Origin of the sequence: Paracoccus sigandri (assembly GCF_003709565.1) — a bacterium.
Lineage (GTDB): Bacteria > Pseudomonadota > Alphaproteobacteria > Rhodobacterales > Rhodobacteraceae > Paracoccus > Paracoccus siganidrum.
In genome coordinates, this window is sequence record NZ_QNRC01000018.1 from 61,358 (window position 1) to 81,824 (window position 20,467).

Here is a 20,467-nt window from a genome sequence, read left to right on the forward strand (position 1 = left end):
GCTAGTGAAAGGAGAAGAACCGATGAACATGGAAAAGTTCACGGAACGGTCGCGCGGATTCCTGCAAGCCGCCCAGACCATCGCGATTCGCGAGGAAAACCAGCGGGTCGTTGCCGAACATCTGCTGAAGGCGCTGATGGATGACGATCAGGGGCTGGCCGCCAACCTGATCACCCGCGCGGGCGGGGATGCGCGCCGCGTGCGCGAGGCGGTGGACCAGGCCGTCGCCAAGTTGCCCAAGGTCAAGGGCGGCGACGGGCAGGTCTATGTGGACCCCTCGATGGTGCGCGTGCTGGACGAGGCCGAGAAGGTCGCCAAGAAGGCCGGCGACAGCTTCGTGCCGGCCGAGCGCATCCTGATGGCGCTGGCCATGGTCAACACCAATGCGCGCGACGCGCTGTCGGCCGGCGGCGTCACCGCCCAGGCCCTGAACGGCGCGATCAACGACATCCGCAAGGGCCGCACGGCTGACAGCGCCAGCGCCGAGGACAGCTATGAGGCGCTGGAGAAATATGCCCGCGACCTGACCGAGGCCGCGCGCGAGGGCAAGATCGACCCGATCATCGGCCGCGACGAGGAGATCCGCCGCGCCATGCAGGTGCTGTCGCGGCGCACCAAGAACAACCCCGTCCTGATCGGCGAGCCCGGCGTCGGCAAGACCGCCATCGCCGAAGGCCTGGCGCTGCGCATCATCGACGGCGACGTGCCCGAAAGCCTGCGCGACAAGCGGCTGATGGCGCTGGACATGGGCGCGCTGATCGCCGGCGCGAAATATCGCGGCGAGTTCGAGGAGCGGCTGAAGGCGATCCTGAAGGAGATCGAGACCGCCGCCGGGGAAATCATCCTGTTCATCGACGAGATGCATGTGCTGGTCGGCGCGGGCAAGACCGACGGCGCGATGGATGCCGCCAACCTGATCAAGCCGGCGCTTGCGCGGGGCGAATTGCACTGCGTCGGCGCCACCACGCTTGACGAATACCGCAAGTATATCGAGAAGGACGCGGCCCTTGCCCGCCGCTTCCAGCCGGTCATGGTGGAGGAGCCGACGGTCGAGGACACCATCTCGATCCTGCGCGGCATCAAGGAGAAATACGAGCTTCACCACGGCGTGCGCATTTCCGACGCGGCGCTGGTCGCGGCCGCGCAGCTGTCGCATCGCTACATCACCGACCGCTTCCTGCCCGACAAGGCGATCGACCTGGTGGACGAGGCGGCAAGCCGCCTGCGCATGGAGGTCGACAGCAAGCCCGAGGAACTAGACCAGCTGGACCGCCAGATCCTGCAATTGCAGATCGAGGCCGAGGCGCTGAAGAAGGAAGACGACGCGGCCTCGCGCGACCGGCTGGAAAAGCTGGAAAAGGACCTGTCGGACCTGCAGCAGCAATCGGCCGAGATGACCGCCCGCTGGCAGGCGGAACGCGACCGGCTGGAGGGTTCCCGCAACCTGAAGGAACAGCTTGACCGCGCCCGCGCCGAGCTGGACCAGGCCAAGCGCGAGGGCAACCTGGCTCGCGCGGGCGAGCTGTCCTATGGCATCATTCCCGGACTGGAAAAGCAGCTGTCCGAGGCGGAAAGCGGCGACGGGCCGATGGTCGAGGAAGCCGTGCGCCCCGAGCAGATCGCCGAGGTGGTCGAACGCTGGACCGGCATCCCGACCAGCAAGATGCTGGAGGGCGAGCGCGAGAAGCTGCTGAAGATGGAGGAACAGATCGGCCGCCGCGTCATCGGCCAATCCGAGGCCGTGGTCGCCGTCTCGAACGCCGTCCGCCGCGCCCGCGCCGGGCTGAACGACGAGAACCGCCCGCTCGGGTCGTTCCTGTTCCTGGGCCCCACCGGCGTCGGCAAGACCGAGCTGACCAAGGCCTTGGCCGAATACATGTTCGACGACGATTCCGCGATGGTCCGCATCGACATGTCCGAGTTCATGGAAAAACATTCCGTGGCGCGGCTGATCGGCGCCCCTCCGGGCTATGTCGGCTATGACGAGGGCGGCGTGCTGACGGAAGCCGTGCGGCGGCGGCCCTATCAGGTGATCCTGTTCGACGAGGTCGAAAAGGCGCATCCGGACGTGTTCAACGTGCTGCTGCAGGTGCTGGATGACGGGGTGCTGACCGACGGCCAGGGTCGGACGGTGGATTTCAAGCAGACGCTGATCATCCTGACCTCGAACCTGGGGTCGCAGGCGCTGTCCACCCTGCCCGAGGACGCCGATTCGACCGATGCCCGCCATCAGGTGATGGAGGCGGTGCGGGCCCATTTCCGCCCCGAATTCCTGAACCGGCTGGACGAGATCATCATCTTCCGCCGCCTGACGCGGGCGAATATGGACGGCATCGTCGATATCCAGCTTCTGCGGCTGGAACACCGCCTGGCGGGCCGCAAGATCACGCTGGAGCTGGACGAATCGGCGCGGAAATGGCTGGCCGACCAGGGCTATGACCCGGTCTTCGGCGCAAGGCCGCTGAAGCGGGTGATCCAGCGCGCGCTTCAGGATCCGCTGGCGGAACTCTTGCTGTCGGGCGAGGTGCTGGACGGCCAGACCGTCCATGTCGGCGCCGGCCCGGACGGGCTGATCGTCGGCAACCGGGTCGGCCGCGCCGGCCACAAGCTGGGCGCGGTGGGCGAAGGCCCGAAACCCGACGCTACGGTTCACTGAGACGCGAAGGCCCCGGTTCCGCCGGGGCCTTTCGCCATGCCGGCCCGGACAGGCGGCATGACCCGCCGCAGGCAAGCGCCCCCCGGAACTGTCGCCGCGTCACGGCTTGCCCAGCACGCGGCCCCGCGCCATCCTCGGCCCAAATCCGAGGAGGACCCCATGCTGCCGCCGATCCTGCAGAACCTGCGCATTCCCGTCGTGGCTTCGCCCATGTTCATCGTCTCGGGGCCGGAACTGGTCATCGCGCAATGCAAGGCCGGCATCGTCGGCAGCTTTCCGGCTCTGAACGCGCGCGAAAAGGATGGCGAGCCGCCGCTGCTGGAGGCCTGGCTGACCCGCATCGCCGAGGAGCTGGACCGCCATAACCAGGCCAATCCCGACCGCCCGGCCGCCCCCTTCGCGGTGAACCAGATCGTCCATCGCAGCAATGCCCGGCTGGAGCGCGACATCGAGATCTGCCATCGCCACAAGGTCCCGATCTGGATCACCTCGCTTGGCGCGCGGGTCGAGGTGAACGCGGCCGCCCATGATTGCGGCGGCATCGCGCTGCATGACATCATCGACAACCGCTTCGCGAAGAAGGCCATCGAGAAGGGCGCCGACGGGCTGATCGCGGTGGCGGCGGGCGCGGGCGGCCATGCCGGGCCGCAATCGCCCTTCGCGCTGGTCCAGGAGATCCGCGACTGGTTCGACGGCCCGCTGCTGCTGTCGGGGGCCATCGCGACGGGCCGGGCGGTGCTGGCGGCGCAGGTGATGGGGGCCGACCTAGCCTATATCGGCAGCCCCTTCATCGCCACCGACGAGGCCAATGCCCAGCCCGAATACAAGCGGATGATCTGCGACAGCAGCGCGATGGATATCGTCACCTCGTCGCTTTTCACCGGCGTTTCAGGCAATTACCTGGCGCCCTCGATCCGCGCGGCAGGGCTGGACCCGGACGCGCTGGCGTCGGCCGATGCCTCGTCGATGAATTTCGGGGCCGGTGGAGCCAAGGCCAAGGCCTGGAGCCAGATCTGGGGATCGGGCCAGGGGATCGGCGCCGTGCGCGAGATCCTGCCCGCCGCCGAGCGCATCGACCGGCTGGCCGCGGAATACGACCGGGCAAAAGCCGAGATGGCGCGTCTGTGACCTTTGCGAAGCGGCTGCTTGCCCCCATATTGGGCTGCGAACAGGACCCGATCCGCGGAGGATGAATTGGCCTATCGGAAATCGCAGGAGGCGATCGACCGGCTGACGCCGGAACAATATCGCGTCACGCAGGAAAACGGCACCGAACGTGCCTTCACCGGCGAATACGACCATCATTTCGAGCCCGGCATCTATGTCGACGTGGTCTCGGGCGAGCCGCTTTTCGCCAGTTCGGCGAAATACGATTCGGGCTGCGGCTGGCCGGCCTTCACCAAGCCCATCGACGGCAACGTCACCGAGCATCGCGACATCTCTCACGGGATGATCCGCACCGAGGTCCGCTCGGCCCATGGCGACAGCCATCTGGGCCATGTCTTTCCCGACGGCCCGCCCGATGCGGGGGGGCTGCGCTATTGCATCAACTCGGCCGCGCTGCGCTTCGTGCCGCGCGAGCGCATGGAGGCCGAGGGCTATGGCGCCTTTCTGGAACAGGTGGAGGGCTGAATGACCGAGAAGGCGATTCTTGCGGGCGGCTGTTTCTGGGGGATGCAGGACCTGATCCGGCGGCTGCCCGGCGTGATCTCGACCCGCGTCGGCTATACCGGCGGCGATGTCCCCAACGCCACCTATCGCGACCACGGCACCCATGCCGAGGGGATCGAGGTGATCTTCGACCCCTCGATGATCACCTATCGGCGGCTTCTGGAGTTCTTCTTCCAGATCCACGACCCCACGACGCCGAACCGCCAGGGCAACGATGTCGGACCCAGCTACCGCTCGGCCATCTACCATCTGGACGAGGAGCAGAAGCGGGTGGCCGAGGAGACCATCGCCGATGTGAATGCCTCGGGGCTGTGGCCGGGGCCGGTCGTCACCGAACTGGCGCCGGCGGGCGATTTCTGGGAAGCCGAGCCCGAGCACCAGGATTACCTGGAGCGTTTCCCGAACGGCTATACCTGCCACTTCCCGCGCACCGACTGGGTGCTGCCGCGCCGCAAGGCGGTGTGATCCCGCCGCATCGAACCGCGGGCGCCCCCGAAAGGATTTCGGGGGCGTCTTGCGTCCCGCGATGGCCGGGGCTGTCCGCCCCGGCGCCGGCGGGTTCCAGCAGCAGCGGCGCCCCAGCCGGCGACGCCCGAGGGTATTTGGACAACGAAGAAGCGGCGCGGGTCAGGGCCGGTCGGGCGGCGGCTTGACGGCGAAGACCGCGCAATAGAGCGCGGGGACGAAGATCAGCGTCACCAGCGTGCCGGCGATGATGCCGCCCATCATCGAGAAGGCCATCGGCCCCCAGAAGACCTGCCGCGAGATCGGGATCAGCGCCAGGCTGGCGGCGGCGGCGGTCAGCAGGATCGGGCGGGCGCGGCTGTCCGAGGCCTCGAAGACCGCGTCCCATTGCGACCGGCCCTTGTGCAGCAGCTCCTGGATCTCGTGGACCAGGATGACCGAGTTGCGGATCAGGATGCCGATCAGCGCCAGGATCCCCAGGATCGCCACGAAGCCCATCGGCACGCCGAAGGGCACCAGCACCGCGACCACGCCGATCAGCCCCAGGGGCGCGGCGGCAAAGACGATCAGCGACAGGCGGAAGCTCTGCATCTGCGCCATGACCAGGAATGCCATGATCAGCAGCATCACCGGCACCACCGCCGCGATCGGCTCCTGGCTTTCGGCCGAGGTCTCGACCGTGCCGCCAAGCTCGATCATGACCGAGGGCGGCAGGCCGGCGGCATAGTCGGCGACCCGGTCGGCCAGCGCGTCGACCAGCGTGGCGGGCTGGTCGGCGCTGTTGATCGCGGCCTTCACGGTCACGGTCGGGCGGCCGTTGCGCTGCATGATCAGCGGCTGTTCGGTATCGTATTCGAGGCTGACCAGCGCCGAGAGCGGCACGCTGCGCCCCGAGGTCGAGGGCGGCACCAGCTGCAGGTTGCGCAGCGACTCCAGCGACTGGCGGTCCGCCGCCTCGCCGCGCGCCACCACGTCGATCAGGAAGATGTCGTCGCGCAGCTGCGTCACCTGCTGCCCGGAATAGAGCGCGGCGAGCGCGCCCGAGATGTCCTCGTTCGTGACGCCCAGCCGGCGGGCCTGGTCCTGGTCCACCTTCAGCCGGACGACGCGGGCGGGTTCGTTCCAGTCCAGCGCGATGTCGCGCAGGCGCGGCTCCGAGGACAGCACCGTCGCCAGGCCGCGCGCGGCGTCGCGGGCCTGGTCGACATCGCGGGCGCTGACGCGATACTGGACCGGCTTGCCAACCGGCGGGCCGATCTCGAGGTTCTTCACATAGATGTCGACGCCGGCGAATTCGCGCTGCGCCAGGTCGTTCAGCCGCGCCTTCACCCGGTCGCGGGCGGGCAGGTCGGGGGTCTGGATCACGATCTGGCCCATATGCGGGCCAGCGGTCGGCACGTCCATCGACAGGACGAAGCGCGGCGCGCCGCGGCCGACATAGGAGGTCCAGAACAGGACATCCTCGTCATCCGCCAGCGTCGCTTCCAGCCGGTCCATGTCGGCGCGGGTCTTGGTGATCGAGGCGTTCTGGCGTTCGGCGATATCGACGATGATCTCGGTCCGGTCCGAGGTCGGGAAGAACTGCTGCTCGACGAAGCGCATCCCCCAGACCGAGAGCCCGAAGACCGCCAGCGTGATCGCGATGGTCGCCCATTTGAAACGCATCCCCCAGAGCAGCAGCCGGTGGAACCGACGCCTCAGCCAGCCGGGCTTCTGTTCGTGATGGCCCATGTTCGTCTTCAGGAAGGTCACCCCCAGAAGCGGCGCGAACAGCACCGCCACGATCCATGAAATCACCAGCGAGACCGCGATGACCACGAAGAGCGAGAAGGTGAATTCGCCCGCGGCCGAGCTGTTCAGCCCGATCGGGATGAAGCCCGCGACCGTCACCAGCGTGCCGGTCAGCATCGGGAAGGCAATCGAGGTCCAGGCATAGCTGGCGGCGTTTTCCAGCGATTCGCCGATTTCCAGCCGCGAGATCATCGTCTCGATGGCGATCATCGCGTCATCGACCAGCAGCCCCAGCGCGATGATCAGCGCCCCCAGCGAGATGCGCTGCAGCGTGATGCCGTAGAGGTCCAGGATCACGAAGGTGATCGCCAGGACCAGCGGGATGGTCAGCGTCACCACGAAGCCGGCGCGGAAGCCCAGGCTGACGAAGCTGACGATCAGCACGATCAGCACCGCCTCGGCCAGCGCCTGGATGAAATGGCCGACGGCATGTTCGACCACATGCGGCTGGTCGGCGAACTTGGCCATCTCGATGCCGACGGGCAGGTCGGCGGCGATCTCCGCCATCAGCGCGTCCAGGTCGCGGCCGAATTCCAGGATGTTCTCGCCGTCGCGCATCCCGATCTGCAACCCGATGGCGGGCTGGCCGTTATGGCGGAACAGCGATTCCGGCGGGTCCTGATAGCCGCGCCGGACGGTCGCCACGTCGCCCAGGTTGAAGAAACGTTCGCCCACCCGCAGGTTGACGGCGGCGATCGCCTCGGCATCGTCGAACTGCCCGCCGACGCGGACCAGCACGCGCTCGGGGCCCGCCTCGACGACGCCCGAGGGCAGGATGGCGTTCTGGGTGGCAAGGGTGGCGATGACCTGCGGCGGGCTGAGCCCCAGCGCGGCAAGCCGGGCGGCCGAGAATTCCAGGTAGATCTGTTCCTCCTGCTCGCCCAGCAGCTCGGTCTTGCCGGCGGCGGGCAGGGCCGAGACGCGCCTGCGGATATCCTCGACCCGGTCGCGCAATTCCCGCGGCGAAAAGCCGTCGGCGGTGAAGGCATAGATATTGCCGAAGACGTCGCCGAAATCGTCGTTGAACTGGAAGCCGGCGAATTCCTGCGGGAAATCGGGGCGGATGTCCGACATCATCTCGCGCACGCGCTTCCAGATCTCGGGCACGTCGGGGCCGCGCGTGGTCGGCAGCAGCTCGACATAGACCACCGCCTGGCCGGGCATGGTGACCGAGCGGGTGAAGTAGAGCTCGTCCAGCTCCTCCAGCTTGGTCTCGATCCGGGTCGTCACCTGTTTCAGCGTCTCCTCGACGCTGGCGCCGGGCAGGGCGGCGCCGATCACCATGACCTTGATGGTGAAGTTCGGGTCCTCCTCGCGGCCCAGGTTGTTGTAGCTGATCGCGCCCGCGATCATCGAGACGATCAGCAGGAACCAGACGAAGCTGCGGTGATGCAGCGCCCAGTCCGACAGGTTGAAACGCTTCACGGCTCTACCCTCCGTCCGACGGCCTGCCCCTGTTTCAGCGAATTGACGCCGCGGACGACGATCTCGTCTCCGGCCGCGACGCCGCCGGTCACGATCACCCGGCCCTGATAGCTGGCGCCGGTGGTGACCGGCACCGCCTCGACATGGGCCTGCTCGCCCTCGCGGATCACCCGCCAGACGCTGGCGCCGTCGGGGACCGGCAGGATGGCCTCGACCGGCAGGGTCAGGACCGGGTCGCCGACGGTGCCGAAACGGGCCCGGACCAGGGCGCCCAGCCGGAAGGGCGCGTCCTCGGGCAGGGTCAGGTAAAGGCGGCGGGTGCGCGTGGCGCTGTCGGCCAGCGGCTCGATCCGGTCCAGCGTCGCGGGAACCTCGATCTCGGGCGCGCTGCGCTGCCAGACGCTGAAGACCGCCCGCTCGCCCAGGCCGGCCAGCGCCGATTCGGGCAGGTCGATCACCGCCTCGCGGCCGTCATCGGCCGACAGCTGCAGGATCGGCTCGCCGGCGCCGACCACGGCGCCGGGATTGGCATGGACCGCGCTGACCACGCCGCCGAAGGGGGCGGTCATCCGGGCATAGCCCTCGGCGTCCTGGGCCTGCACCAGTTCGGAACGCGCCTGTTCGGCCGCCGCCTCGGCCGAGGCCATCATCCGCTGCGCCTGTTCCAGCTGCGCGGCCGAGGCGACATTGCGCTCGGCCAGCGCCTGGGTGCGTTCCAGCGTCGTGCGCGCGGTCGAAAGCTGCACCTCGGCGGCATCGACGGCGGCACGGGCGGCGCGGGTGGTCGCGGCCAGGTCCTCGGTCGCCAGTTCCGCCAGCAGCGCCCCGGCCTCGACCCGGTCGCCAATATCGACATGGCGCGCGATCATGCGGCCAAGCGTCTGGAACGCCATAGACACCTGCGTCTTTGAGGCGACCGCGCCCGGAATCCAGCGCAGGTTCGCGTCGCGATCCTCGACGATTTCGGTCACCACCGGGCGCGGCGGTCCCGTCACCTCGGCGTAAGAGCCGAAGCGCAGCCATTCCGGCAGCGTCAGGGCGGCGGCGGGCAGCGCCGGAAGAGTCATCAGCACCGCCAGCAGCAGCGCCATCGCGCGGCGCGCGCTCATGGCAGCACCGTCGCCTGATGCACGCCGCGGCCGGGATAGAGCAGCTGCGAGCCCGCGCCGACGACCACCTGCCCGGCCTCGACGCCGGCCGACAGGAACACGCCCTTGTCGCCGAAATTGCTGATCTCGACCGGGACGAGGCGGGTCTGCTCGCCCTCGACCAGCCAGACGGCCGCGCCGTCGCCATGCCGCGTCAGCGCCGTCCAGGGCACCAGGACGCCGGAACTGGTCGAGATCCGCATATGCCCGCGCACCGCCGCGCCCAGAAGCTCGATCGCGCCGTCGCCATTGTCGATCTCGGCGCGCACCGCCACCGTTCCCAGCTGCGGATCGACCAGTGGCGAGATCTCGGTCACCGTCCCGGTCATCGCGGGCATGTCGAAATCGATGGCCTCCAGCCGGACCTGCGTGCCCATCGCCTTGTCCAGCAGCGGCAGGTCGGCGGACTGGAACACCGCCTCCAGCCCCTCAAGCTCGGCCAGCGACAGGACCGGCTGCGCCGCGCCCACGATCTGGCCGGGGGCGATGTTGCGGGCGGTCACGACCGCGTCGTCGGGCGCCACAAGCACCGTGTCCGAGACCGCGCGATTGGCCTGTTCCAGCGCGCTTTCGGCCCGTTCGACGGCGCCCTGGGCCTCGGACAGGGCCTGCGCGGCCGCGTCCCGCGCCGCCCGCGTGCCGACGCCGCGCGACAGCATCGCCTCGGCCCGGTCGCTGGCCTGGCGGGCCTGCGCCAGCGCCGCCCGCGCCGCCGCCAGGCTGGCCTCGGCCACCTTCCGGCCCTGTTCCTGCTGGACCGAATCCAGCCGGGCCAGCGGCTGGTCGCGGGCGACGTGATCGCCCTCCTCCACCAGCACCTCGATCACCCGGCCGCTCTGGCGGAAGCCCAGATCGACGCTGTCGCGCGCCTCGATGCTGCCGGTCAGCTCGATCGTCGCGACCATGTCCTGTTCCACGGCCGTCACATATTCGACGGCGATCGCGTCATGTTCCGCAAATGCGGTGGAAATGCTCATAAGCGCGGCAAACGCGCCCGCAAGACAAGTCCTCTTCATCAGAGTCCCCCCGTTCACGGGTCATCATGCGATTGAAATAATTACCGTTTACCCAACAAGCGGCTAAGTCACCGCGGCCTTCTGGTGAAAATTCTCACGATCCCAGCTGCCCTCGCGCAAGATCCGGGCAAGAATGTCGACGGAACGATTAACATCTTCCAAATCATTGTAAAGAGGCGCAAAACCGAAGCGCAAAACGTCCGGGGCGCGGAAATCGCCGATCACGCCCTCGGCGATCAGCGCCTGCATGACCGCATAGCCCTGCGGATGGCGGAACCCCACCTGCGAGCCGCGCAGCGCCGGATCGCGGGGCGAGTTCAGCACCAGGCCGGGGCAATTCGCCTCGACCCCGGCGATGAAGGCCTCGGTCAGCTGGATCGAGCGCGCCCGCAGATCGGCAAGCGACACCTCGTCCCAGACGTCCAGCGCGGCGTCCAGCGCGGTCATGGCGATCACCGGCGGCGTGCCGACGCGCATCCGCTCGATGCCCGGCGCGGGGCGATAGTCCAGGTCGAAGGCGAAGGGCTCGGCATGGCCCATCCAGCCCTGCAGGATCGGCTGGGCGGCATCGGCATGGCGCGGATGGATCCAGATGAAGGCCGGCGCGCCCGGCCCGCCATTGAGATACTTGTAGGTGCAGCCCACGGCGAAATCGGCATCTGCGCCGGTCAGGTCCACGTCCACCGCCCCCGCCGAATGGGCCAGGTCCCAGACCGTCAGCGCCCCCGCCCGATGCGCGCGGGCGGTCAGCGCCGCCATGTCGTGGCGGCGGCCGGTGCGGTAATCCACCTCGGTGATCATCAGCACCGCCAGATCGGCGCCGATATGGTCGATGGCCTCGGCGACCTCTTCGGGCGCGACCACGCGCAGCTCTGCCCCCACCGCGCGGGCCAGCCCCTGCGCCACATAGAGGTCCGAGGGGAAATTGCCGCTGTCCGACAGGATCACCCGCCGGTCGGGGCGCATCGCCCGCGCCGCGCTGACCGCCTGGAACACCTTGATCGACAGCGTGTCGCCCATCACCACCTCGCCCGGCCCCGCGCCGATCAGCCGCGCCAACCGGTCGCCGACCCTGCGCGGCTGCGCATACCAGCCCGCCTTGTTCCAGCCGGTGATCAGCAGTTCCGACCATTCGTCCCGCATCATCCCGGCCACGCGGTCCCTGGCCGCGACCGGCATCGGCCCCAGCGAGTTTCCGTCCAGATAGGTGATGCCCTGGGGCAGGTGGAAGGCGCGGCGGGTACGGGTGAAATCGGTCATGGCACTCTCTCCTCTTGACCGCAGGCTAGCAGCGGGTTTCCCTTCCCGAAAGTGGCGACGCAGGGGAAGGCAATGCTGTATCGGGTGCGGGACTGGGACGACGCCTATGCCAATGGCGCCCATATCCCCGGCGCCGAGACCTACCTGCCGCAATGGCAGCGCGACGCCGCCGCCTTCCGCGCCACTGCCCGGCACCAGCCGCTGGGTCCCGAGGGGGTGCTGGCGCGCGGCGACCTGTTCCTGCCCGAGGGCCCGCCGCGGGGGCTGGCCGTCTTCATCCATGGCGGCTACTGGATGAGGTTCGACCCCTCGCTCTGGTCGCATCTGGCCGCCGGACCGCTGGCGCGCGGCCATGCCGTGGCGATGCCCGCCTATACGCTGGCGCCCGAGGCGCGGATCGCCGCGATGACCCGCGAAATCACCGCCGGGATCGAGGCCGCCGCCGCGCGGATCCCCGGCCCCATCGCCATCACCGGCCATTCCGCCGGCGGCCATCTGGCGGCGCGCATGGCCTGCGACGACGGCACGCTGAATGATGCCGTGGCCGCGCGGGTCTCGGCCTGCCTGCCGATCTCTCCACTGGCCGATCTGCGCCCGCTGATGCGCACCGAGATGAACCGGACCCTGCACATCGACGCGGCCGAGGCCGAGGCCGAAAGCCCGGCGCTTCTGTCGCCCCGCGCCGGTATCCCGGTCACCACCTGGGTCGGCGGCATGGAGCGGCCGGAATTCATCCGCCAGGCGCGGCTGCTGGCCGATATCTGGGCCGGGCTGGGGGCGGCGACGGAATGCGTCATCGACCCCGGCCTGCATCACTTCAACGTGATCGCGGCGCTTGCCCGCCCGGACAGCCCGCTGACCCGCAGGCTGCTGGCCTAGCCCGCGAAGCTGTCTGGATCGGGGCTGGTGCGCAGATCGCTGTCCAGCGCGTCGATATCGGCGATGTCCTGCCCGGTCAGGCGCAGCTCCAGCGCGGCGAAGTTCTGGCGCAGCCGGCCGGGATCCTGGGATTTCGGGATCACCGACAGCCCATGCGCCAGATGCCAGGCCAGGATGACCTGCGCGGGCAAGGCGCCCAGCCGTTCGGCGATGCGGACCACTGGCGCCGCGTTGAAATCCGCGCCGCGGCCCAGGGGCGCCCAGCTTTGCGTGACGACGCCCAGGCGCTGGTTCACGGCCCGCAGATGCGGCTGGTTGAAGGTCGGGTGCAGCTCGATCTGGTTCAGCGCCGGCGCGGTGCCGGTCTCGTCGACCAGGCGCTGCAGATGCGCCTCCTGGAAATTCGAGACGCCGATGGACCTGACCCGGCCGGTCTCGCGCAGTTCGATCAGCGCCTTCCAGGTCTCGACATAGAGATCCTGCTGCGGCACCGGCCAGTGGATCAGGTAGAGGTCCAGGTAATCCAGCCCCAGCCGCTCCATCGTCGCGTCGAAGGCGCCGAGCGTGCGGTCGCGGCCCTGCTGGTCGTTCCACAGCTTCGAGGTTACGAAGACCTGCTCTCGCGGGATCTCGGCCTCGCGCACGGCCTGGCCCATCCCGGCCTCGTTGCCATAGGCGGCGGCGCCGTCGATCAGCCGATAGCCGATCCGCAGCGCCTCGGCCACGGTCGCGGCGGTCTCATCGGCCGGCATCTGCCAGACGCCCAGCCCGAATTGCGGCATCTGGCGGCCGTCGTTCAGCCTCAGCATCGGTTGTGTCATCGCATTCTCCTGTCGCATCGTCAGATCGTGAAATCGGCCTCACGGGCGCCGGTCATGGCCAGCAGGCGGTCGGGCGCGATGGCGAAGACGTGGCGCGGCGTGCCGGCCGCCGCCCAGACCTGCGCGAAATCGCGCAGGCGCGGGTCGAACCAGGCCGTCACCGGCGCCAGATGGCCGACCGGGGCCACGCCGCCGATGGCGAAGCCGGTCTCGGCCCGGACCAGCGCCGCATCGGCCTTGCCAAGCGCCTGCCCGGCCAGCGCCGCCGCCTTGACCGGATCGACGCGGTTGCCGCCGGCGGTCAAAAACAGCAGGACATGGCCCGTCGCCTCGCCGCGGAAGATGATCGACTTGGCTATCTGGTCCAGCTGGCACCCCGCGGCCCGCGCGGCCTCCTCGGCGGTGCGTGTGCTGTCCGGCATCTCCAGGATCTCGACCGCCTCTCCGGCGGCCTCCAGCGCCGCCTTCACCCGTTTCAGGCTCTTGCTCATCCCTGCCCCCCTTGCTGCCGGCCGCGACGCTAGCGCCCCGACCGGCAAAGGGAAAGGGCACGCGGGGCTTGCCAGGGCGGCCGGAACGTGCTGCACCGGAACGGGCGCGATACATGACGGGGGAAACGGGCGATGAAGGTCTATACGCTGCTGGTCCAGCTTGGCCGCAAGAAGGGCGACGGGCTGCCCGACGGTGCGACCGGCGCCGCGCTGATGTGCTATTGCCCGGCCGGCGACGAGGCCGAGGCGGTGCGCGAAACCGTCGCCATCCTGAAACAGGCCGACATGGCGCCGCTGGACGTGACCGGCTACGGCTCGCTGGAGGAGCGCCTGGCCGAGGGGCACGAGATCGAGGATGACGAGCGCGCCCTGATGGACCGCGCGCTGGCCGAGGATTCCGTGGTGATCGCCCAGATGCAGCCCTTCTTCCAGGGCTGTCCGGGCGCCGAGGACGAAACCCTGCACTGAGCGGTTCGGCGACGGCTTGCGCGCGGCCTTTCCGCCCCGCCCCGGCCCTATTCAAGCGGGAACGCTTTCGTTAGACTGCCTCACAATAATATGTTCGAGGCAGTCAAAAACAGGCGATCCCAATGACCATTTCACGCATGCTTCTCTCGACCGCGCTGATCGGGGCCCTGGCGGCCTGCGCGGCGCCCCTGGCCACCGCCCCGGTCTCCACCGGCGCGGCGGTGACGCCCAGCCCGATCCCCGCCGCCGCGCCGGGCGACGAGGCCGGGCTGCAACGCTTCGTCCAGAGCTTCCGGTCGCGCGCCGTCTCCTCCGGGGTCTCGCCGGCGACCTATGACCGGGCCATGCGCATCGCCCGCTACAACCCCGAGGTGATCCGGCTGGACCGCCGCCAGGCCGAGTTCTCGCGCCCGGTCTGGCTGTATCTGGACAGCGCCGTGTCGGACGTGCGCATCACCACCGGCCGCCAGAAGCTGGCCCAGCTTGGCCCCACCCTGTCGCGGATCGAGGCGCAATACGGCGTCCCGCGGGAAATCGTGCTGGCCGTCTGGGGCATGGAATCGAACTTCGGCGCCAATCGCGGCCGGATGCAGATCATCCCCTCGCTGGCGACGCTGGCCTATGACGGCCGCCGGGGCGAGATGTTCCAGAACCAGCTGATCGCGGCGCTGAAGATCATCCAGGCCGGCGATACCGACCCCGAGCACATGCTGGGCAGCTGGGCTGGCGCGATGGGCCATACGCAGTTCATGCCGACCTCCTACCTGCAATATGCCGTCGACTTCAACGGCGACGGCCGCCGCGATATCTGGTCCGAGGACCCGACCGACTCGCTGGCCTCGACCGCGGCCTATCTGGCGCGCAACGGCTGGCAGCGCGGCCAGGCCTGGGGGGCCGAGGTGCAGCTGCCCGCCAATTTCAACATGAGCCTGATCGGCAAGGGCACGCGGCGCTCCAGCGGCGACTGGTCGGCCCAGGGCGTGCGGCGGATCGGCGGCGGGTCGCTGCCCAATGGCAACGGCTCGATCATCATGCCGGCCGGCGCGCGCGGCCCGGCCTTCCTGATCCTCGACAACTTCCGCTCGATCCTGCGCTACAACAACTCGGACAACTACGCGCTCGGCGTGGCCTTCCTGGGCGAACGCATCGCCGGCCGGCCCGGCATCCAGGGCAGCTGGCCGCGCAGCGACCGGCCGCTCTCCACCTCCGAGCGCGAGGAAATCCAGCGCCGCCTGGCACAGAAGGGCTTCTACCGGGGCGAGATCGACGGGCTGTTCGGCTCGGCCACGATGGAATCCGTCTCGGCCTATCAGCGGTCGATCGGCGTGACGCCCGACGGCTATCCGACCTCGATCCTGCTGGACCAGCTGCGGCGCTAAGGCATTTCCAGCAAAAGTGGATGCCGGTTTTGCGTCCGGAAATGCGCAAGAACAATGACCTGCGGCCTCTCGATGATTCAACGAATTGTCGAAAGGCCGCAGCGCAAAGGCGCAAAAGGCGGCCCTTGGGCCGCCTTTTTCAACTGGATCGCCAAAAGCGCCGGAAGATCAGGCCAGCCGGTCGCGAAAGGCCGCGAAGATCTCGCGATAGACGTCGCGCTTGAAGGGCACGATGGCCTCGATCAGGTCGTCGGCGCGCATCCATTGCCAGCGGTCGAATTCGGGGTGATCCGTCTCGATGCGGATCGCCGCGTCCTCGCGCAGGAAGCGCAGCAGGAACCATTTCTGCTTCTGCCCGCCATATTTCCCCTTCCAGGTCTTGCCCAGAAGATGCGGCGGCAGGTCGTAATAGACCCAGTCCGGCGTCTCGGCCACGATCTCGACCGAGGCCGGGTCAAGCCCGATCTCCTCGCCCAGCTCGCGCAACGCCGCCTGGTGCGGGGTCTCGCCCCGGTCGATCCCGCCCTGCGGCATCTGCCAGGCGCCCGGCGTGTCGATGCGCTGGCCCGCGAAGACCAGCCCGTCGCCGTTCATCAGCACGACGCCCGCGCAGGGACGATAGGGCAGCCCGCCCGGCCCCTTGCGGTCGCTCATTGATTGGCAGCCCCCTCGTCGCCCGAGACGCCCGACCCTTCGCCGGTGACGGCGGGGGTGGATGCGGTCGGGACCTGACCGGCGGTGAAATCCACCGCCGCCAGCCCCTTCAGGATGTCGACCGCATAGGCCAGCTGGTAATCCTCCTCGCGCAGCTTCGCGGTGGCCTCGACCTCGGCGGCTTCGTCCTCGATCTGCTTGCGCTCCTCGTCCGAGATCGAATCGTTGCCCAGGGCGCCCCGCAGATCCGCCTCGGAGCGGCTGAAGCTGGACTGGCTGCGCGGCTGATCCTCGTCCTCCTCGGAACGCGGCGGGGTCCGGGGCTGGGCGACGATGATGTCGGGCTGGATCCCCAGCGACTGGATCGACCGGCCCGAGGGCGTGTAATAGCGCGCCGTGGTCAGCCGGATGGCGCTGTCGGACGTGACCGGCATCACCGTCTGGACCGAGCCCTTGCCGAAGCTCTTCTCGCCCACGACGATGGCGCGGCGGTGGTCCTGCAGCGCGCCCGCGACGATTTCCGACGCGCTGGCCGAACCGCCATTGACCAGCACGACCATCGGCTTTCCATCGGCCAGGTCGCCCGGCTCGGCATTCCAGCGCTCGCTCTCCTCGGCCTTGCGGCCGCGGGTCGAGACGATCTCTCCGGCGTTCAGGAAGGCGTCCGAGACGCTGATCGCCTGGTTCAAGAGCCCGCCCGGATTGTTGCGCAGGTCGACGACGAAGCCGGTGACCTTGTCCATGCCGCCCGCTTCCTCGACCGCCTTCTCCAGCTCGGCCTTCAGCGTGTCATAGGTCTCGTCGTTGAAGGTCGAGACCCGCAGGATCACCGCATGGCCCTCGACGCGGGACCGCACGACCGTCAGCTTGATCGTGTCGCGGGTCATGGTCAGATCGAACGGCTCGTTCTCGTCCTCGCGCAGGATGGTGACGGTGATCTCGCTGCCCACCGGGCCGCGCATCATGTCCACGGCCTGGTCCAGCGTCAGCCCCATCAGCGATTCGCCGTTCACATGGGTGATGAAGTCGCCCGTACGCACCCCGGCCTTCGCCGCCGGCGTGTCGTCGATGGGCGAGACGACCTTGACCAGCCCGTCCTCCTGGCTGACCTCGATGCCCAGGCCGCCGAAGCTGCCGCGGGTCTGGGTCTGCATGTCCTCGTACTGGTCGGCCGACAGGAACGAGCTGTGCGGGTCCAGCGAGGTCAACATGCCGTTGATCGCCGCCTCGATCAGCTTCTTGTCCTCGGGCGCCTCGACATAATCGGCGCGCACGCGCTCGAAGATGTTGCCGAACAGTTCCAGCTGTTCATAGACCGAGGCATTGCGCCCGGCCTCCTGCGCGATCAGCGGGCCGGCGACCTGGGTGGTGACAAGCGCCCCGGCCAGCATGCCGCCCAGACCTGCGATCAGATAGTGTTTCATGCGGCTTTCCCTGCCTCAGTCCTGTTCAGCCCCGGCATCCGGTCCGGCAAGGGGATTGAGCACGAACCATTCCGCCGGGTCCAGCGTTTCATTGCCCTTGCGCAGCTCCAGATACAGGGATTCGGGCTGTCCTGCATCCCCGCCCCGCATGGCGTCGGCGACAAACTGCGCCCCGAATTCCTGCGCGGGCGCCTCGGATCCGCCCATCAGCCCGACCGGCTCGCCCGCGCCAAGCACGTCGCCCACCTCGCCGAACAGCTGCGACATGCCCGCGAAGATCAGAAGATAACCGCGTGCGGGCTCGACGATCATCACATTGCCGTAATCCAGCAGGGGACCGCGGTAACGAATGGTTGCGGACCAGGGCGTGGTCACCAGCGCCGCCGGCGCGGTCGAGATCACCCAGCCCGGACGCCGCACCCCCGCCGCGTCGGCCTGGTCGTAGAAACGCTGCACCGTGCCCATGACCGGCATCGGCAGGCTGCCCTGCGCGCCCTCGAAATCCGTCATCGGCGGGCCGACATCCAACTGCATCCGGCTGATGCCCTGCGCGAACTGGTCCAGGCTGTCGGCCGCGTCGCGCAGCTTCTGCAATTCCTCGGGTTCCTCGCCGAAGCGCACCGGCATGGTGGACCGGTCGGTGACGGCGCTGGACAGAAGCCGGCGCGCCTCCTGCACGGTGGCCAGCCCCTCGCCCAGCATCCCGGCGGCATTGGCCTGCAATTCGCGCACCAATGCGATCTCGTCCAGGTCCCCCTGCAGCCGCTCGGCCTCGGCCCGCAGGCCGGGCGTCACATCCGACAGGATCATCGCCGAACGCGCATTGGCCAGGGCCCCGGCGGGATGCAGCAGCAGCGTCGTCTCGGGCGATTGCTGCAGCGAGGTCATCGCCCCCAGCACCCGCGCCAGCCGCTCGCGCTGCGCCTCGAACCGGGCGCGCAGCTCGGTCTCGCGGGCGCTGGCCTGGCGCAAGCCGTCGCGCAGCGCGGCCAGCCCCTGCTCATAGCCGCGGATCACCTCGGTCAGGGCGACCACCTGGTCGTCCGCCTCCAGCGCCCCGCCCAGCTTGCCGACCGCCGCGCGCAGCTGCGCCGCCGCCGCCTCGGCCTCGGCCACCGCCTCGTTGGCGGGCGTCGCGGCGACCGCGCCGCCGCTCAGGGCCAGCCCGAAGGCCAGCGTCAGGGCCAGCCGCAGGCTCATGCCTGGACGATCAGGCTTTCGCCCGTCATCTCGGCCGGCTTCTCCAGCCCCATCAGATCCAGCACGGTCGGCGCCAGATCGGCCAGCCGGCCATCGCGCAGCCTTGCGCCGGCCGGGCCGCCATAAACGATCACCGGCACCGGATTGGTGGTATGGGCGGTATGCGGGCCGCCGCTGACCGGATCGACCATCGTCTCGCAATTGCCGTGATCGGCGCAGATCACCGCCGCGCCGCCGGCCCGGTCCAGCGCCTCCAGCATCCGGCCCAGCCCCTTGTCCACCGCCTCGCAGGCGCGGATCGCGGCGGGCAGGCTGCCGGTATGCCCGACCATGTCGGGATTGGCATAGTTGACCACGATCAGGTCATAGCCCGCCCCGATCGCCTCGACCAGCTTGTCGCTGACCTCGCCGGCCGACATCTCGGGCGCCAGGTCATAGGTCGCGACCTTGGGGCTGGCGGGCATGAAGCGATCCTCGCCCGGCTCGGGCGCCTCCTTGCCGCCGTTCAGGAAGAAGGTCACATGCGGATATTTCTCGGTCTCGGCCAGGCGGAACTGCCGCAACCCCTTCGAGGCCACCCAGGCCCCCAGCGTGTTGACCACCTGCCGCTTGGGATAGGCCGCGGCCATGAAGCCGTCATGGCGGGCGCTGTAATCCACCATGCCCAGCATCGCCGCCCATTCCGGCCGCAGCGAGACGTCGAAATCCGAAAATTCCGGATCGCCCAGGGCCGAGAGGATCTCGCGCGCCCGGTCGGCGCGGAAATTCAGGCAGAAGAAGCCGTCGCCATCCAGCGCGCCGTTATAGCCGTCGATCACGAAGGGCTGGATGAACTCGTCCGTCTCGCCCCGCGCATGGGCGGTTGCGACGGCGGCCCCGGCGCTTTCGGCCTCCTCGCCGCTGCCGGTGACGATGGCGCGGAAGGCGCGCTCGACCCGATCCCAGCGCCGGTCGCGGTCCATCGCGTAATAGCGGCCGATCACGGTCCCGATCCGCGCGCCCTCCGGCAGCCTGGCCTCGAGCTGGGCGATGAAGCCCGCCGCCGATTGCGGCGCCACGTCGCGGCCGTCGGTGATCGCATGGACGGTGACCGGGACGCCCGCCCCGGCAATGGCCTTAGCCGCCGCCAGCACATGGGCAAGATGCCCATGCACCCCGCCATCCGAGATCACACCCATCAGATGCGCCGCCCCCCCGCCGGCCTTCAGCCTGGCGATGAACGCGCCCAGCGCCTCGTTGCGGAAAAAGCTTCCATCCTCGATCGCCAGGTCGATCTGTCCCAGATCCATCGCGACCACGCGACCGGCGCCGATATTGGTATGGCCCACCTCGGAATTGCCCATCTGCCCGCTCGGCAGGCCGACATCCGGCCCGAAGGTGGTCAGCGTCGCATGGGGGCAATCGCGCATCAGCCGGTCGAAATTCGGCACCATCGCCTGGTCGGGCGCGCTCTGCTCGGGCCGGTCGGAAATGCCCCAGCCATCGAGGATGCACAGGATCACGGGTTTCGTCATATCCGCCTCGTCATGATTTGCGCCTTGTTACGCCCCCAAAACCCCAGCGGCAACCGCCCGCGACCCTTCATCTCGACCTGCAGCCGTTTCACTTCCGAGGGTATTTGTGCAACATGTATAACCGCCCCTTGCGCAAGAGGAATCTTCAAAGCTGATTTTGGCGCGTCACCGGGTGCTGACATGTATCCGGCCTCTGGTGCGGCCG

The 20,467-nt window shown here is 68.8% G+C and carries 18 protein-coding genes; 7 read left to right on the forward strand and 11 right to left on the reverse strand.

Annotated elements, in window-relative coordinates; translation table 11 throughout:
• Nucleotides 1-22 precede the first annotated feature (22 nt).
• From clpB to msrA, 4 genes are all read left to right on the forward strand, one after another.
• The gene (clpB, locus tag C9E82_RS15925; protein WP_119899204.1) at nt 23-2,656 is read left to right on the forward strand and encodes an ATP-dependent chaperone ClpB; all 2,634 of its coding nucleotides are present in this window, start codon (nt 23-25) and stop codon (nt 2,654-2,656) included.
• A gap of 159 nt (nt 2,657-2,815) precedes the next feature.
• Nucleotides 2,816-3,784 carry an NAD(P)H-dependent flavin oxidoreductase gene (locus C9E82_RS15930; RefSeq protein ID WP_119899201.1) on the forward strand — a complete coding sequence of 323 codons (969 nt, stop codon included), beginning with the start codon at nt 2,816-2,818 and terminating at the stop codon, nt 3,782-3,784.
• A gap of 66 nt (nt 3,785-3,850) precedes the next feature.
• Entirely contained in the window at nt 3,851-4,288 is a 438-nt protein-coding gene (gene msrB, locus C9E82_RS15935; protein WP_119899199.1) for a peptide-methionine (R)-S-oxide reductase MsrB, read from the forward strand.
• Nucleotides 4,289-4,792: a peptide-methionine (S)-S-oxide reductase MsrA gene (msrA, locus tag C9E82_RS15940; protein WP_119899196.1), complete on the forward strand. Its 504-nt coding sequence runs from the start codon at nt 4,289-4,291 to the stop codon at nt 4,790-4,792.
• A gap of 162 nt (nt 4,793-4,954) precedes the next feature.
• On the opposite strand, the gene C9E82_RS15945 is transcribed toward msrA, so the two are convergent.
• From C9E82_RS15945 to kynU, 4 genes are all read right to left on the reverse strand, one after another.
• Nucleotides 4,955-8,008, reverse strand: coding sequence for an efflux RND transporter permease subunit (locus C9E82_RS15945; protein WP_119899194.1), 3,054 nt, complete (start codon nt 8,006-8,008; stop codon nt 4,955-4,957).
• Nucleotides 8,005-9,117 (reverse strand): efflux RND transporter periplasmic adaptor subunit, encoded by a 1,113-nt coding sequence (locus C9E82_RS15950; RefSeq protein ID WP_119899192.1) that lies wholly within the window; start codon nt 9,115-9,117, stop codon nt 8,005-8,007. The genes C9E82_RS15945 and C9E82_RS15950 overlap by 4 nt, the downstream gene beginning before the upstream one ends.
• Nucleotides 9,114-10,133, reverse strand: a complete 1,020-nt coding sequence (locus C9E82_RS15955; protein WP_240643600.1) for an efflux RND transporter periplasmic adaptor subunit — start codon at nt 10,131-10,133, stop codon at nt 9,114-9,116. Before C9E82_RS15955 ends, C9E82_RS15950 begins: the two co-directional genes overlap by 4 nt.
• Nucleotides 10,134-10,235: 102 nt before the next feature.
• The gene (gene kynU, locus C9E82_RS15960) at nt 10,236-11,432 is read right to left on the reverse strand and encodes a kynureninase (protein ID WP_119899188.1); all 1,197 of its coding nucleotides are present in this window, start codon (nt 11,430-11,432) and stop codon (nt 10,236-10,238) included.
• 72 nt (nt 11,433-11,504) lie between these two features.
• Here kynU and C9E82_RS15965 point away from each other — a divergent pair, with 72 nt between their 5' ends.
• Nucleotides 11,505-12,311 carry an alpha/beta hydrolase gene (locus tag C9E82_RS15965; protein ID WP_119899186.1) on the forward strand — a complete coding sequence of 269 codons (807 nt, stop codon included), beginning with the start codon at nt 11,505-11,507 and terminating at the stop codon, nt 12,309-12,311.
• Here the strand turns inward: C9E82_RS15965 and C9E82_RS15970 are convergent.
• Together C9E82_RS15970 and C9E82_RS15975 are read right to left on the reverse strand one after the other, a co-directional pair.
• Entirely contained in the window at nt 12,308-13,132 is an 825-nt protein-coding gene (locus C9E82_RS15970; protein WP_119899184.1) for an aldo/keto reductase, read from the reverse strand. The two genes, C9E82_RS15965 and C9E82_RS15970, sit on opposite strands and share 4 nt — an antisense overlap.
• A gap of 20 nt (nt 13,133-13,152) precedes the next feature.
• Nucleotides 13,153-13,623 (reverse strand): YbaK/EbsC family protein, encoded by a 471-nt coding sequence (locus C9E82_RS15975; protein WP_119899182.1) that lies wholly within the window; start codon nt 13,621-13,623, stop codon nt 13,153-13,155.
• Between the two features lie 132 nt (nt 13,624-13,755).
• Between C9E82_RS15975 and C9E82_RS15980 the strand changes: the two genes are divergently transcribed.
• Nucleotides 13,756-14,091: a hypothetical protein gene (locus C9E82_RS15980; RefSeq protein WP_119899180.1), complete on the forward strand. Its 336-nt coding sequence runs from the start codon at nt 13,756-13,758 to the stop codon at nt 14,089-14,091.
• 122 nt (nt 14,092-14,213) lie between these two features.
• Nucleotides 14,214-15,470: a lytic murein transglycosylase gene (locus tag C9E82_RS15985; RefSeq protein WP_119899178.1), complete on the forward strand. Its 1,257-nt coding sequence runs from the start codon at nt 14,214-14,216 to the stop codon at nt 15,468-15,470.
• A 168-nt stretch (nt 15,471-15,638) separates the two neighbouring features.
• On the opposite strand, the gene C9E82_RS15990 is transcribed toward C9E82_RS15985, so the two are convergent.
• The 5 genes from C9E82_RS15990 to C9E82_RS24810 all read right to left on the reverse strand — a co-directional run.
• Nucleotides 15,639-16,124: an RNA pyrophosphohydrolase gene (locus C9E82_RS15990; RefSeq protein ID WP_119899176.1), complete on the reverse strand. Its 486-nt coding sequence runs from the start codon at nt 16,122-16,124 to the stop codon at nt 15,639-15,641.
• Nucleotides 16,121-17,548: a S41 family peptidase gene (locus C9E82_RS15995; protein ID WP_119899173.1), complete on the reverse strand. Its 1,428-nt coding sequence runs from the start codon at nt 17,546-17,548 to the stop codon at nt 16,121-16,123. Before C9E82_RS15995 ends, C9E82_RS15990 begins: the two co-directional genes overlap by 4 nt.
• 15 nt (nt 17,549-17,563) lie before the next feature.
• Nucleotides 17,564-18,748, reverse strand: coding sequence for a murein hydrolase activator EnvC family protein (locus C9E82_RS16000; RefSeq protein ID WP_119899171.1), 1,185 nt, complete (start codon nt 18,746-18,748; stop codon nt 17,564-17,566).
• Nucleotides 18,745-20,262, reverse strand: a complete 1,518-nt coding sequence (gene gpmI / locus C9E82_RS16005) for a 2,3-bisphosphoglycerate-independent phosphoglycerate mutase (protein ID WP_119899169.1) — start codon at nt 20,260-20,262, stop codon at nt 18,745-18,747. The genes C9E82_RS16000 and gpmI overlap by 4 nt, the downstream gene beginning before the upstream one ends.
• Nucleotides 20,259-20,467: hypothetical protein (locus C9E82_RS24810; RefSeq protein ID WP_221035994.1), on the reverse strand; the 209-nt coding region annotated here is incomplete at its 5' end. The genes C9E82_RS24810 and gpmI, both read right to left, overlap by 4 nt.

Excerpts from the sequence above, each read along its gene's own strand:
- C9E82_RS15965 (WP_119899186.1), top strand. The coding sequence starts at position 11,505 with ATGCTGTATCGGGTGCGGGACTGGGACGACGCCTATGCCAATGGCGCC.
- gpmI (WP_119899169.1), bottom strand. The coding sequence starts at position 20,262 with ATGACGAAACCCGTGATCCTGTGCATCCTCGATGGCTGGGGCATTTCC.
- C9E82_RS15975 (WP_119899182.1), bottom strand. The coding sequence starts at position 13,623 with ATGAGCAAGAGCCTGAAACGGGTGAAGGCGGCGCTGGAGGCCGCCGGA.
- C9E82_RS15970 (WP_119899184.1), bottom strand. The coding sequence starts at position 13,132 with ATGACACAACCGATGCTGAGGCTGAACGACGGCCGCCAGATGCCGCAA.
- kynU (WP_119899188.1), bottom strand. The coding sequence starts at position 11,432 with ATGACCGATTTCACCCGTACCCGCCGCGCCTTCCACCTGCCCCAGGGC.
- msrA (WP_119899196.1), top strand. The coding sequence starts at position 4,289 with ATGACCGAGAAGGCGATTCTTGCGGGCGGCTGTTTCTGGGGGATGCAG.
- clpB (WP_119899204.1), top strand. The coding sequence starts at position 23 with ATGAACATGGAAAAGTTCACGGAACGGTCGCGCGGATTCCTGCAAGCC.
- C9E82_RS16000 (WP_119899171.1), bottom strand. The coding sequence starts at position 18,748 with ATGAGCCTGCGGCTGGCCCTGACGCTGGCCTTCGGGCTGGCCCTGAGC.
- C9E82_RS15985 (WP_119899178.1), top strand. The coding sequence starts at position 14,214 with ATGACCATTTCACGCATGCTTCTCTCGACCGCGCTGATCGGGGCCCTG.
- C9E82_RS15955 (WP_240643600.1), bottom strand. The coding sequence starts at position 10,133 with ATGAGCATTTCCACCGCATTTGCGGAACATGACGCGATCGCCGTCGAA.
- C9E82_RS15995 (WP_119899173.1), bottom strand. The coding sequence starts at position 17,548 with ATGAAACACTATCTGATCGCAGGTCTGGGCGGCATGCTGGCCGGGGCG.
- C9E82_RS15950 (WP_119899192.1), bottom strand. The coding sequence starts at position 9,117 with ATGAGCGCGCGCCGCGCGATGGCGCTGCTGCTGGCGGTGCTGATGACT.
- C9E82_RS15990 (WP_119899176.1), bottom strand. The coding sequence starts at position 16,124 with ATGAGCGACCGCAAGGGGCCGGGCGGGCTGCCCTATCGTCCCTGCGCG.
- C9E82_RS15980 (WP_119899180.1), top strand. The coding sequence starts at position 13,756 with ATGAAGGTCTATACGCTGCTGGTCCAGCTTGGCCGCAAGAAGGGCGAC.
- C9E82_RS15930 (WP_119899201.1), top strand. The coding sequence starts at position 2,816 with ATGCTGCCGCCGATCCTGCAGAACCTGCGCATTCCCGTCGTGGCTTCG.